The 13,133-nt window shown below is 37.5% G+C and carries 10 protein-coding genes; 3 read left to right on the plus strand and 7 right to left on the minus strand.

All coding sequences use genetic code 11. From position 1 onward, the window contains the following. Window positions 1-269: 269 nt before the first annotated feature. The 3 genes from LC454_RS21685 to LC454_RS21695 all read right to left on the minus strand — a co-directional run bounded on the left by LC454_RS21685 (window position 270) and on the right by LC454_RS21695 (window position 2,315). A complete protein-coding gene (locus LC454_RS21685) occupies window positions 270-977 on the minus strand; it encodes an SDR family NAD(P)-dependent oxidoreductase (RefSeq protein ID WP_223584534.1) in 708 nt (235 codons plus the stop codon). A gap of 2 nt (window positions 978-979) precedes the next feature. After that, window positions 980-1,894: a lysylphosphatidylglycerol synthase transmembrane domain-containing protein gene (locus LC454_RS21690; protein WP_223584539.1), complete on the minus strand. Its 915-nt coding sequence runs from the start codon at window positions 1,892-1,894 to the stop codon at window positions 980-982. Window positions 1,895-1,982: 88 nt separating this feature from the next. Beyond that, entirely contained in the window at window positions 1,983-2,315 is a 333-nt protein-coding gene (locus tag LC454_RS21695) for a hypothetical protein (protein ID WP_120261712.1), read from the minus strand. Window positions 2,316-2,369: 54 nt separating this feature from the next. Here LC454_RS21695 and LC454_RS21700 point away from each other — a divergent pair, with 54 nt between their 5' ends. From LC454_RS21700 to LC454_RS21710, 3 genes are all read left to right on the plus strand, one after another. Continuing rightward, window positions 2,370-2,933, plus strand: coding sequence for a lipocalin family protein (locus tag LC454_RS21700; RefSeq protein ID WP_223584541.1), 564 nt, complete (start codon window positions 2,370-2,372; stop codon window positions 2,931-2,933). 198 nt (window positions 2,934-3,131) lie between these two features. Then, entirely contained in the window at window positions 3,132-4,283 is a 1,152-nt protein-coding gene (gene gmd / locus LC454_RS21705; protein WP_223584542.1) for a GDP-mannose 4,6-dehydratase, read from the plus strand. 103 nt (window positions 4,284-4,386) lie between these two features. Next, on the plus strand, window positions 4,387-5,313 hold the full coding sequence (locus tag LC454_RS21710; RefSeq protein ID WP_223584543.1) for a hypothetical protein: 927 nt from the start codon (window positions 4,387-4,389) through the stop codon (window positions 5,311-5,313). A 370-nt stretch (window positions 5,314-5,683) separates the two neighbouring features. Here the strand turns inward: LC454_RS21710 and LC454_RS26570 are convergent, their stop codons facing one another. The 4 genes from LC454_RS26570 to LC454_RS21730 all read right to left on the minus strand — a co-directional run bounded on the left by LC454_RS26570 (window position 5,684) and on the right by LC454_RS21730 (window position 13,069). Next, the gene (locus LC454_RS26570; RefSeq protein ID WP_223584545.1) at window positions 5,684-9,430 is read right to left on the minus strand and encodes an ATP-binding protein; all 3,747 of its coding nucleotides are present in this window, start codon (window positions 9,428-9,430) and stop codon (window positions 5,684-5,686) included. Between the two features lie 87 nt (window positions 9,431-9,517). Beyond that, entirely contained in the window at window positions 9,518-10,291 is a 774-nt protein-coding gene (locus tag LC454_RS21720) for a succinate dehydrogenase/fumarate reductase iron-sulfur subunit (RefSeq protein ID WP_199768744.1), read from the minus strand. A 14-nt stretch (window positions 10,292-10,305) separates the two neighbouring features. Beyond that, complete coding sequence (locus tag LC454_RS21725) at window positions 10,306-12,240, minus strand: fumarate reductase/succinate dehydrogenase flavoprotein subunit (protein WP_104385185.1); 1,935 nt, start codon at window positions 12,238-12,240, stop codon at window positions 10,306-10,308. A gap of 58 nt (window positions 12,241-12,298) precedes the next feature. Further along, window positions 12,299-13,069, minus strand: a complete 771-nt coding sequence (locus tag LC454_RS21730; protein ID WP_120261707.1) for a succinate dehydrogenase cytochrome b subunit — start codon at window positions 13,067-13,069, stop codon at window positions 12,299-12,301. Window positions 13,070-13,133: the final 64 nt, after the last annotated feature.

The following is a 13,133-nucleotide window of genomic DNA, read 5'->3' on the forward strand; positions in this document are numbered from 1 at the left end:
TGCCCGTTATAAAGGAGAACGTTAAAGGGATTGTCTCAAAATTAAAAAGCCTGATTGCAAATCAGAGTTAAATTGTGGGGATAGTTTTAAAAATACAGAAAGACCTGAAAAAATGACCAAAGTTCATTAGGAACTTGGTCATTTTTCATTTGATTTAATGAAGTTTCAAAATTTCATTTGAGTCATTTGAAAAATCGACTTTTGATATAGCCCTTTCATATATGAATATTTTGATGCTAATTGTTAAATTGCTATCGGGTCACTATTTGTTATGGTGTTGTGTTGGCAACAGGTAGGATTTTGCCGTTAAAATATTTGTGCCCATTCTGCGCAAACTCCGCAATATATCTGCCCATTTCAAAAGCTAATGTACCTGCCTCCATTCCTGGAAAAGCGGCTTCAAACATTTCAGTTTGTGATGATCCTAGGGCCAAGCAGTTGACTTTGATTCCTCTTTCCTTAAATTCTTCAGCCAGACATTCCGTTAAAATTGCTAATGCACCTTTACTAGTAGAATAGGCGGATAGACCTGGGAATTTCAGCGAGCCTTGAAACCCTCCCATACTACTGATATTGACAATATGTGAACCTTCATGCATGAATGGAACGATATGCTGGATCATATTAACATGTCCCATCACATTTGTTTGGAGCATTTCTGCAAAATCCTGTCCACTGGTTTCCATAAAAGGTTTATTCACTAATGCTCCAGCATTGTTGATCAGGATATCAACAGTATCGAATTTCGATTGAATAAAAGGGACCAATGTTGCGTAGTCGTCATAGACGATATCAAATTGAGCGGGGAAGAGTGTTCCTCCATCATGATTGAGCTGACTTGCAATTTCATGAAGTTTCCTCAATTTGTCTGCTGATCGGGCCAATGCGATAACCTTGTTGTCCTTTTTTGAGGTCAAATCAAGTACCGCTTCAAACCCAACTCCGCTACTTGCTCCTGTGATAATAATATTCGCCATGCTTATTCTTCTAATTTTTGACTTTGCTCAACTTCCTCTACAGAAGGGAGTTTATCCTCTCCGATTGCTTTGGGATTGAAGATAAAATAAATTCCTGAAAGAGCGACCATCGCTGAGATAATATAAAATAACAATGTGATCAATACAGCATTGTGTGAATCTACGTGAAATATACCTGCTCCCCACATGATAACAAGTTCGCGCATACCCAATCCGCCTACTGAAAAAGGAATAATAGATACTAATGAAGATGCGAGAAATAGAAATAAGTAAGGTGAAAACTTTCCATTAAATCCTAGCGCGTAAAGAATCAAAATTGCAGCGATTACTTGCATAGACTGTACACCTATTGCTTTTAAATGTGCCTTTAAAAAGGTAGCCTTGTACTCTTTGAAAAATTTTGTGACAATAAAATAGTAAAGGATACTACCCAATATGAATAATATGATCGTCAGGTAATTTGGTATGCCCAGTTGTGGCATATAGGTAATTAAAGCCGCAATAATTAAGCATAAGGCCCATAAGCCACTTAGTCTATCTAGAAATAATGCCGTAAATAATTTTCTGCCTTTAATACTGAACCTTTTCCGGAGGAAGAAGATCTTGTAGCCATCTCCACCTACTCCACCGGGTAGAATCAGGTTATAGAATAGCCCCAATTGATAGAGTTTTAAATTGTATTTTTCAGATACATCTAAGCCAATAGCCCTTAAAAAGGTCAGTAAGCGCGAAGAGGATATAAATATCGATATACTATAAGCTAATAAGGCTAAAAATAAATAGATGGGATTTGAATTAATTACAGCTTCTTTGAGATCTTTGAGTGAAACTTTACTGAAAACCCAATACAAGGCTCCTACAGTAACGACAATCTTTAGTATGTTTTTTAGGATCTTTAAACCTTTTTTTTTGTCCATAGAAGTTTATTTTTCCAATCTTGATCAATTATAATAGCGATTTTGGAAAATTCAAAGTTAGGAACTTTGTCGAATTGTGCAATTGAACCTAGGCAATAGTTGGGTAAATTCTTGAATACAATAATATCAGGTATAAAATACCGAATATAGTCGCAAGAGAAAATAGCCAATTTAGGTCAATTCTATTATATTTGTGCTTAAGCACAGCAATCATTAATCCGACGATAAAGCAAAATAATAAAATAGGGGCAATGAAGGCAACCTTATTTGTGAAAGCGAGGCTTATTTGGCTTAATTTTGCTTTGGCTTCCTGTCCTAAGAAAAGCGGATAGGCAGCGAATGCCAAGAGGATAATAAATAACCTTAAAAGAGTTTTTGCTATTATTTTGCTTATGGTATGATTTTTGGCTGTTACGTTCATGATCTGTGGATTAATTTACCCCAAAAATACAATTTGAAATTAAAATTTATACATATGAATCGATTCGTTTTATCATTAGCAACAATTTTTGCTACGGTGACCTTGTTCTCTTGTGGTGCACAAAAGCAAGGTACATCATCTGGAAATCCTGGTAATGGTTCTTCCAATACAAGTGCAGCTTCGGGACCTAGCGCTTCAGAATGGAAATCTGCGGTGAAAGGAACTTGGACACTAAATTCAATCGATAGAGAAAATTTGCCTTCGACTTTCACTATTAAAAGTGTCTTTGAAGAAGCTCCGGCGGAGTGTTTTGTCGGTAGTAACTGGAACTTTATTGGAAATGGAAAGGGATCAATCACGTTCAATGCGCAAGGTACTTTATGTGCTCCAGGTGCATCGCGTGAGATTTTTTGGTCTATCTATAATCCTGGAAAAGGTTTAGGTGAACCACAATTCCAATTTAAAAAGATCTATGCAGGAGACAAAGCTAAAAACGTTACAACAGGTTACCGTTTGGATCTATCTTATTCTGATGGTAATAAATTAGTCATGAAAATGCCGTTGACAGTTGCCAATGGTGAAGCATATTTAGTGTTTAATTTTTCCCGCGTAAACTAAAGTCAAACGAGAAAAAAAGAATAACGAGAAGCTATAGGAATTCCTATGGCTTTTTTTGTTGAAAATTTAATACTTTTACAGTCCGAAACGATTGTGATTTATTCAACTCGCTTCATCACCTTTAAAAACAGATTGATCTGATAAAAATAGCATGAGCCCTGTGGATTAGCTTAGGACATGCTTAATATAACTAGAAATATGGCTGAACAAAACACGAAAACTGCATTGATAACAGGTATCACAGGTCAAGATGGTGCCTATTTAGCAGAATTCCTATTGAAAAAAGGTTATAAGGTACATGGTCTAAAACGCCGTAGCTCTCTGTTCAATACGGATCGTATTGATCACCTTTATCAAGATCCTCATCTTGACAATAGAAATTTCACCTTGCATTTCGGTGATTTGACGGATTCGACCAATTTGATCCGTGTCATTCAAGAGACTCAGCCTGATGAAATCTATAATCTTGCAGCTCAATCCCACGTAAAAGTAAGCTTTGATACACCTGAGTATACAGCCAATGCTGACGGTATCGGCACGCTCCGTATATTGGAAGCAGTCAGATTACTTGGGATGATTGAGAAGACGCGTATTTATCAGGCGTCAACGTCAGAATTATATGGTCTTGTGCAAGCGGTGCCACAAAGTGAGACGACTCCTTTTTATCCGAGAAGTCCTTATGCTGTTGCCAAAATGTATGGTTACTGGATTACAGTTAACTATCGGGAAGCTTACAAGATGTACGCTTGTAATGGAATTTTGTTCAACCACGAAAGCCCTGTCAGGGGAGAAACATTTGTGACCCGTAAAATTACCCGAGCAGTAGCAAAAATTGCGTTAGGTTTGCAGGACAAACTTTACCTTGGAAATCTTTCCGCTCAACGTGATTGGGGACATGCAAAAGATTATGTTGAAGCAATGTGGTTAATCCTCCAACAGGAAAAACCTGAGGATTTTGTAATTGCAACCGGAGTTACGACAACTGTTAGAGATTTTGTTCGTTTGGCCTTTGCCGAATTGGGGATAGAAATAGAATTTAGTGGAAAAGGCGAACAGGAAAAAGGCGTTATAATAGATGTCGACGAGGAGCGTTTGACCGAATTAAATATTGATAAATCGCTTATTAAGTTTGGACAAACTGTTGTTAAAGTGGATCCTGCTTATTACCGGCCAACGGAGGTTGACTTACTCATTGGAGATCCAACAAAAGCAAATACCAAGCTGGGTTGGATTCCTAAATATGACCTCCAAATGTTGGTAACAGATATGGTACAATCAGATCTTCACTTGATGAGAAAGGAAGAATATCTGAAACAAGGTGGTTTTGAGACCTTAAACTATTTTGAATAATCATAAATAATAGAGAAAAAATAAAACTGGAATAATTTTTGTTTAAACATTTAATTGATATGAATCGATAAGTTCATATGATGAAAATGACAGTGCATGTATTATGATGAATTCAGAGGTTGTTTCGAGTAAGAAGGAAGATGAGAAGAAGAAAGATTCTTCTAAAGTTTATTTCTTCATCATTGCGATAGCGGCGTTACTAGCAACGAATATATATTTTTATGTTAAGTTTAAGACGAACGGCGAAAAAGTCTATGCCTTAACAGTGGAAAAAGAAAACCTTCAGGTACAAATCGATCGGATAGAAGCCGAATTGGATAAGATTGATGTTGAAAATGTTCAATTGACTCCTGAAATGACTGTACAAAAGGAAGACTCTAGAACTGAGATTGCAGAACTTCGCAAAAAGCTTGAAAATAAGAGTATTACTCCTAGGGATATTGATGACGCTCAACGCAAAATCAACCTGTTGAAAAAACAAGTTGATAACTATCGCGTAGATGTTCAACGATTGATTCAAGAAAATCAAATTTTATCAAAGCAGAATTCTAATTTAAATGAATCGGTAGTCGAGAAAAATAAGCAAATTACTTCCTTGACAACCACTAATTCTGAATTGAAGGAGAAGGTGACAACAGCATCTGCTTTGAAGGTTTCAAGTATCAGTATCAATGGCCTTGAGGTCAAAAGAAACGGGAAGGAATCTGTTGAAGAGCGCGCTAAACGGGTGGATAAATTGAAAATCAATTTCACTATCGCAGACAACTCGCTTGCAAGAAGCGGAGAACGTGACATTTTTATACGAATAATCGATCCTCAGGGAAATCTTGTCGTCCAAGGTGACAATATCTTTTTTGTACACGGTGAAAAATTACAGTATACCTTTAAACATAATATTTTGTTTACGAATAAGGGCGAGGATTATATCGTGTACTGGGCTGCTGAGGATGGTTTTACCAAGGGAGCATATACGATATTGCTTTATGAAGACAATGCGATCATGGGTAGATCAACCGTTGTATTGCGTTAGCAAAATATTATTATAAGAATAAAGAAGGGGCAGTTCAGAGTTGGACTGCCCCTTTTGCTTTAGTTTTATATATAATACGCTTGAGAGCGGCTTTAAATCTTCAATACTGAGCAGGTTCACTTTTACTTTTTTCAGCCGTATTTCGTATTTAGAACCCGTTTGGTAGCAGTGCTACTTTTATTCTTCCCTTATTTTAGGAAGGTCAATAGGAGCTGTAGACTTTGTGTGTAAAGCCCTTAACAAAGAATCTATTGGAATTAACTGATCATACTTCTCATCTGTCCGATGATAACTTGGTCCTAGTAAAGAGAAGGAGCTCTTTGTGAGCCAAGTCTCCTATATGAGGTGAGACTCATAACATCCACGATAATTAAGATTCAATTTGTTGTAACGGAAGCAAAATATGGAATGTAGTGCCTTCACCCTCCATTGTCTCAAAATAGATCTGTCCATTACTTGCTTCGATTGTTTTCTTCACAAGTACCAAACCTAGACCATTTCCTGAACTCTTCGTTGTGAAGTTGATCTGGAATATTTTATCTTTCATTGCTGCGGGGATACCATAGCCATTATCCTTGACATCTATTTTGACGAACTTGTCAGAGTATCGTTCGATAGAGATCTCTATCTTCATGTTTTTTCGTCCATACCCCCCTTCAATAGCGTTTTTTATCAAATTATTGAACGTCCTTAATAACTCGTTTCCATCTGCTTTAACAATCAATGTTTTTTGATCAGCATTGTTTATTAATCGGATGTTGACATTTGGCGTATTATTGTATACTGATATCGACTTCGTTATTTTCTCCACAATATTGATATTTTCCATCACAGTCGTTGGAAATTTTGCAAAGTGGGAAAACTCTGAGGCAATTTGGGTTAAAGCATCTATTTGTTCAATAAACGAAGTTGAAAATTTATTGAAGCGATCAGGAAATTTAGGATCATCATCTTTATAGGATCTTCTGAGCTGTTGTATACCCAATTTCATCGGTGTTAACGGATTTTTGATCTCATGGGCAATCTGTTGTGCCATTTCCCGCCAGGTCGATTCACGCTCGGTATCCTTTATTTTATTGGCGTAGTCTTCCAGCTTTATGATCATAAGGTTGTACTCTTTGATCAATGTTCCTATTTCGTCATTTCGCTGCCAGAATAAAGGTTCATTAGGCTGCCCCAATCGTAACTGGGATATTTTTTTACTGATTATACTGAGCGGATTGGTCACACTATTGGCTACGAAAGTCGCATAAAAGCCGAAACCTATGATAATTAAAGAATAAATATTAACAATAGTGTTTAATAATAAGTTCTTATTGATATTCTCTTCCTTTTGAAGGGAAAAATTCGGAATGCCAATATAGGCCAACGTACTATAGTCCTTGTCCCTTATTGTGGCATAACTCGTCTCAAATTGGAATGTTCCAATGCGCTCATCTTCAATTGTTTCTGATTTTTTAAGCAGGGAGAGATTTTTGAGGGCGGCTGGATTGATGAACATGGAGAACAGCTCCAGATCATAGATTCTTGGCTGGGAACTATATAATAATTTCCCCGATTTTGAGTACAAATTGAAATCCTTTGATATCGTTTCGGATAAAGTTTTTAAAATATTGGTAAGCTGGTCTTCATTAGGGATTTCCTCGGTAGAGGTTAACATATTTTCCAACCGCTTGCCCAGTTCGATAATAAAACGCTCTTTGCTATTCCTGTTGTTATTGTAGAGTTGTTTATTGATACTGATATATGAAATCACGGCTGATATCAAAATAGCTAATATAACCGATGAAATAATCGAGGTCTGGATACGTGTGGAATATTGTATTTTGTTTATGATTTTATAAAACTGATATTTCAAGTTGCGGAACGTAAGTTTTGTATTCTTGAGAAAAATATAAAATGCCGCCGCATAATGGAAAATCACGAAAATCATGAAAAATACCAAAAATAAGAAAGAGGTTGTGGCTACATAATCCCAGAAAGAAGGTTTTTGTTTGCTAATGATATAAGTCGAAAAGGTATTGGCAATATAGGCCATATGCAGGTATGAATCTCGATCAAGCACTTCAATATATTCTCCGGGTCCACCCTTTAATCCACGAAGGTTATTTTCATATGTATATTTTCCAAACTGTGTAACCAGCGAACCACCTTTATATAGGGCAATCGAATACTCTCCTTTATTATAGTATTGCGAATTGTTGATGCGCATATCTGTTAATATCTCAGGATAGGGTACTGTGTAGCTGAAATCCTTGTTAGATAGATTGATGATCACGTTAACGATCCTGTTTTGATCGATCGTTACTGGAATGATCGAAAAGTATTCATGTGTCCCGAGTTCAGCACTGGCGCGGTAAAAATTTTGAGTTACCTTTATTGACTTATTGATTACTTTTTCCCGATATTCATTAATTCTGTTTTGGCCATTGGGGTTTAATGGAATATTATTCTGATCATAATAATATGCTTTAAATTCATATTTCGAGAGATATCCACTAAAGTATTTCTTCTTGATGAAGTTATTGATTTCCTCTGTATTGGTATAGGGTAGACTGATGTTAAAGAGGTGTTTTAATTCCTTATCGTTAGAGATGCCGCTCTCGATGTCCGAAAATAGCGAAACAGCGTTCAGGTCGTCTTCTGACTGGAGATTGTTCAACAATATCTTCATATCAATAAGATCGCGTTCTTGGTAGAAACGTGCATGAGTAATCGCACTTATGATAGCCCAAAGGATCAAAACGGCAATATAGTTGGTCAATACATGCCTGTCGAAATATTTCTCACCAAAGGATTTGATCAGAATAATCAGCGCCAAAAGCAGATTGACCAAGCTGTTCTTTTCAATGTAGATCGAAATAATGAGAATGACAAAGATGACACTGGCTAGTTGAATATTTAATAGTTGGGTGGGCTTTAGTTCTAACTTTTTAAGAATGAACAACACCAGGTCTATGTAAATATTTAATGCTAGAATCCCCATACCGACAATGCCAAGATCCACCCAGCTCAGGAAATGCAGATCAACGAGTTTGGTGAAGTCAAAATAGATATTATTTGAATGGGTAATTAATGTCCCGGCGATATCATATAAAAATGCAAAGGATAAATAAATACTCAATATAAATGCAATCGCGATGGGTAGTTTAAAGATCCGAATGCTTTTTATTTTATCGAAATTGAGTTCTTTTCGGATAGAGTAGATAAATAATATGAGCCAGAGAATCAATATTGTGGTTGATAAAACGGACCAAATATTAGGAAAGAAGCTATTGTAGGCATAGTTGCGCGAGTCAAATATAGCGAATGTCGCATTTTCGGAGAGTAGATTCCATTTTAGATCCGAAAATTTGACTAGGATAAACACACCCGCAAGTAGTGCTATTGCCCACCAGGCCCTTTTGGTCTTGGCCATGTGTAGACAGAGACTATTGAAGAATATCAACAGTGCAATCCATGCCAGCAACCAGCAAAAGAACTGCAGGATGGTATAGATATTTTCATGGTCACCATCTTTGAGCTTCACAGAAAAGAGGTAGGACCCTTCGTTACTATAGATGTTTTTGATCGCTACCGTATCTGTATAAGACGCAATGTCAATGTTTCGCGTATCGAAGAAATTTCGTCGTAAAGAGGAGTTTAGATACGGATTGTTGTTATTGGTATAAGGCTTAACAAGGATATACGCAAGTATACTTATATTTCCGATTGTTTTTTTACGGACGATATAAGAGCGGTTATCATCCTGGACAAAATTTGACTTTTCCAAAAAGCCCTGATCTGTGATGGGAACAAATAAATGTGTACTCCACATTTTTGGTTCATGATCCTTAAATAAGAATAAATAGACCTTTTCATCATTTTTATACCTTTCAAAAGCTTGATAGACAGCTATAGGATATTGATCATAATTCTTAAATGTTTTGAGAAGCAAGGAATCCTTAAAAAGACGATCTACTTTTTTCTCTTGCTTGGCAACATAATCATTGAGGGATTTAGTGTCAATGTCGAGTATTTCCTTATTTGTAACAGATTCTTTGATGGTGATAGCTGTTCCTATAAAGCATAGTGTTAAGATCAGTAGAAGTAAACGAATTTTTATACCAGAATTCACGTGCGTCAAATTACATTATTGTAAATATAAAAAAAAGTCCTTGCTTTCTCAGGGCAAGGACTTTTATATTATTTTATTCTAAAATGCTTAAGCGTGCGGTTCTTCTTGTTTGAAAATTTTCGCAGTCAAGTATTCGCGGTTTAAACGCGCGATATTAGTTAATTTAATACCTACTGGACATTCAGCTTCGCAAGCACCAGTATTGGTACAGTTACCGAATCCCTCAGCATCCATTTGATCTACCATTGCTTGTGCACGTTCGTAACGCTCAGTTTGACCTTGCGGCAATAATGCAAATTGAGATACTTTAGCAGATACGAATAACATTGCAGAAGCATTTTTACAAGCTGCAACACAAGCACCACAACCGATACAAGTAGCAGATTCGAAAGCTTCGTCAGCGATACGTTTCGGAATAGGAATGACATTGGCATCAGGGACACCACCTGTATTGATATTCACATATCCACCTGCTTGTTGAATGCGGTCAAAAGCAGTACGGTCAACGGCAAGGTCTTTCAATACTGGAAATGCAGCAGCTCTCCAAGGTTCGATTACGATCGTTTGCCCATCGTGGAAACTACGCATGTGCAATTGACATGTTGTAGTACCTTCTTTAGGACCATGAGGGCGACCATTGATTACTAATGAACACATCCCGCAGATGCCTTCACGACAATCGTGATCGAAATATACAGGGTCTTCACCTTTACGTGTCAATTCCTCATTCACAATATCAAGCATCTCTAGGAAAGACATATCATCAGCGATGTCGTTTGCCTGATAAGTTACAAATTGACCTTTATCTTTATCATTTTTTTGACGCCAAACTTTCAGCGTTAAATTCATATGTTGTGCCATGATAATTTTCCTTCTTATTTATAACTTCTTTGTGTTAACTGAACGTTTTCGAATACCAAGTCTTCCTTGTGTAATTCCTCAGGTACATTGTCTCCTTTGTATTCCCACGCAGATACATACGCGAATTCCTCGTCATTACGTTTTGCTTCACCTTCTTCTGTTTGGCTTTCCAGACGGAAGTGACCACCACAAGATTCAGCGCGTTGCAATGCATCAACAACCATTAATTCACCCAATTCCAAGAAGTCAGCTACACGGCCAGCTTTCTCTAAAGAAAGATTTAATTCTTCGTTCTCTCCAAGAACTCTAACGTTAGTCCAGAATTCTTTTTTCAACTCTTGGATCAAACCTTGTGCTTTCTGTAATCCTTCAGCAGTACGTGCCATTCCACAGTATTCCCACATGATGAGACCTAATTTTTTGTGGATATCATCAACAGTTTGAGTACCGTTTAGAGATAACAATTTGTTGATTTTCTCTTCAACTTCTTTACGCGTAGATTCGAAAGCAGGATGGTTGTGATCTACTGGTGCGAAAGAACCTAGTTTAGCTAGGTAATCACCCACAGTGTAAGGGATCACGAAATAACCATCAGCAAGACCTTGCATCAATGCCGAAGCTCCTAAGCGGTTTGCACCGTGGTCAGAGAAGTTACACTCACCTAAAGCATACAAACCTGGGATTGTAGTCATCAAGTTGTAGTCAACCCATACACCACCCATTGTATAGTGAACAGCAGGGTAGATACGCATTGGTTGTTTATAAGGGTTTTCGTCAGTGATTTGGTAGTACATGTCAAATAAGTTACCGTATTTAGCACGTACAGCATCTTCGCCTAGACGACCAATAGCTTCTTTGAAATCCAAGAATACTGCGAAACCAGTTTTACCAACACCACGACCATCATCAACAGCTTCTTTTGCATTACGTGATGCTACGTCACGAGGTACTAAGTTACCAAATGAAGGGTATTTACGTTCCAAGAAGTAATCTCTGTCATCTTCTTTGATGTCGTTGGCTTTGATTTCACCTTTACGTAATCTTTCAGCCATTTCCTGAGTCTTAGGAACCCATACACGACCATCGTTACGTAATGACTCTGACATCAACGTCAATTTAGATTGGTGATCTCCAGTTACAGGAATACAAGTTGGGTGAATCTGTGTATAACAAGGGTTAGCGAAGTAAGCACCACGTTTGTGCGCTCTCCAAGCTGCTGTAACGTTACATCCCATTGCATTTGTAGACAAGAAGAATACGTTACCATAACCGCCAGTACACATCAATACAGCATGTGCTGCATGTGTTTCAACTTTACCTGATACCAGGTCACGAGTTACGATACCTTTGGCATGACCATCGATCATGACCAAATCCAACATCTCATGACGAGTATATGATTTTACTTTTCCTTTTTTGATTTGACGGTTCAATGCTGAGTACGCACCTAACAACAATTGTTGTCCAGTTTGACCACGCGCATAGAACGTACGGCTTACCTGAGCACCACCGAAAGAACGGTTGTCCAATAAGCCACCATATTCACGTGCAAAAGGAACACCTTGCGCAACACATTGGTCGATGATGTTGACCGATACTTCAGCTAAACGGTAAACGTTTGCCTCACGTGAACGGTAGTCACCACCTTTAATTGTATCGTAGAATAAACGGAACACAGAGTCACCATCATTTTGGTAGCTCTTTGCCGCGTTAATACCACCTTGCGCCGCAATTGAGTGCGCACGACGAGGTGAATCTTGGTAACAGAAGGTAATTACATTATATCCTAACTCAGCTAAAGATGCTGCTGCAGATGCACCAGCAAGTCCTGTACCAACAACTATAACTGTAAATTTACGTTTGTTAGCAGGGTTAACCAACTTAAGATTAAATTTATGATTTGACCACTTTTGGGCTAATGGGCCCGCTGGTACTTTTGAATCTAACATATCTCTTAATTTTATATTGATCGATAAAGCCTAAGGCCTCATCTTAAAAGATTCTGAATTATTTAAAGAAGAAAAACAATGGCATCATTGCAAAGCCAATTGGAATTAATACCCCAAATACCCAAACTCCGATTGCTCTGATAATTCCAATATATCTTCTGTGGTTGAAACCTAAAGTTTGGAATGCAGATTGGAAACCATGAATTAAGTGGAATGCCAAAGCTGCCATCGCAACAAGATATAAAGCGACTAAAGCTACATTTTTGAAGGCAAAGTCAACTTGTTTGTACAAATCTCTTGCTTTTAAGATTTGAACGTTGTTTTCTACCGTTTCTTGGTAGTCGTGGAATTCAGAAGCTTGAAGTTCTCTAGCTGTTGTTTGCCCAGTTGCCAAATCAGTACGGTATTCGATGTACGGAACTTCATCATTGTGAAACTTCCACCAAAAATTAGACATGTGCGTAGCTAGGAATACTAAAATGACAGTACCTAAGATACCCATGTTGCGTGAATTCCATTTACTGTTTGCTTGACCATCATATTTGGCGTAACCAATAGGACGGGCGGCTTTGTTTTTCATCGACAATGTAATGGCGTAGATGACGTGAACGATGACCGAAGCGTACAATAAGTAAGAAACAACTTTGATTGGTGTAAAGTGAGTCATGAAATAAGCGTATTTGTTGAACGCTAGACCCGCATCATCTTTAAATAATTGCAAGTTACCAACCAAATGAACAACTAGGAATAAACATAGGAAGATTCCTGTTAAGCTCATGATTAGCTTCTTCCCAATCGAAGAACTGAAAACTGGCTTTGATTTACTCATTATCCTTGTAATTTAATTTTAATTAGGCAAATCTACTATTTGCTATTAAATATGATACCATTTT

It is taken from the genome of Sphingobacterium sp. GVS05A (assembly GCF_019969845.1).
GTDB lineage: Bacteria > Bacteroidota > Bacteroidia > Sphingobacteriales > Sphingobacteriaceae > Sphingobacterium.